Source organism: Petrotoga halophila DSM 16923 (genome assembly GCF_002924615.1).
The window spans coordinates 1-1,123 of record NZ_JALY01000040.1; the positions used below are offsets into that span (position 1 = coordinate 1).

Sequence of the window (1,123 nt, forward strand, 5' to 3'; positions counted from 1 at the left end):
AGATTAGGTGTGGAAATAAACAAATTTACCGAAGTCAAAGACATAATAACTAAAAACGACACAGTACTAGGTGTACAAACAAACAAAGGTTTTATAGAATGTAAAAAGGTAGTTGTAGCTGCAGGAGGTTGGACACAAAATATAGTTAAAATGGCTGGATTAGATCTGCCAATTTACTCTGAAAGACACGAAATATTGGTCACAGAATCTGTTAAAAATGTACTGGATCCAATGTTAATGTCCTTCTCCTACAATATTTACTGTCAACAAGAACCCAATGGAAGCTTCATCATGGGATATGGACCTGAGAACGAGCCCCCTAGTTACAACATGGAAAGTTCATGGGAGTTCCTTGAAACTATGTCGAAAAAGGCAACGTGGTTGCTGCCTCCTCTCAAAAATATTCGTGTCATTAGGCAATGGGCTGGCTTATACAACATCTCACCAGATAGACAACCAATAGTATCACAGATTAACCAGCTAGAAGGCCTCTATGTAGCTTGTGGATTCAGTGGACATGGTTTCATGCTTGCACCAGCCGTTGGGATTCTAATGGCAGATATAGTTACAGGTGATCAATTAACTTACAATGTAATTTTAGATTTAGAAAGATTCAATAGGGGAGAAATCATTGAAGAACCCTCAGTTGTATAAAACTTAAAAAGGAGGAATCAACTTTGAACAACTCGATACCTATTTTCGAAATGCCTGAAAACGAGCCAATTTTAAATTATGGGCCAGGGAGCAAGGAAAAGAAAGAATTAAAGGAAAAACTTTCTGAACTGAAAGGTGAGAAAATCGAAATCCCTCTTATAATTGGTGGGAAAGAAGTAAGAACAGGCGATCTTGGAAAATGTGTTATGCCTCACGATCACAGCCATGTATTGGCAGAATACCACAAAGCTGATGAAAAAGAAATTGCAATGGCAATAGAAAGTTCTTTAGAGGCAAAGAAAGTTTGGGATAAATTTTCATGGGTTGATAGACTATCCATTTTCAAAAAAGCAGCTGAACTGTTATCCACGAATTGGAGGTCAACATTAAATGCAGCAACCATGCTCGGTCAAAGCAAAAACGTTTTTCAAGCAGAAATCGATTCAGCTTGCGAATTGATAGACTTTTT

At 37.6% G+C, this 1,123-nt stretch carries 2 protein-coding genes; both read left to right on the forward strand.

The window, feature by feature from the left end:
• The coding region (locus AA81_RS01715; RefSeq protein WP_146050318.1) for an NAD(P)/FAD-dependent oxidoreductase at positions 1 to 654 on the forward strand (654 nt) is incomplete at its 5' end.
• A gap of 50 nt (positions 655 to 704) precedes the next feature.
• On the forward strand, positions 705 to 1,123 hold a 419-nt coding region (locus AA81_RS01720), incomplete at its 3' end, for an aldehyde dehydrogenase family protein (protein WP_342750108.1).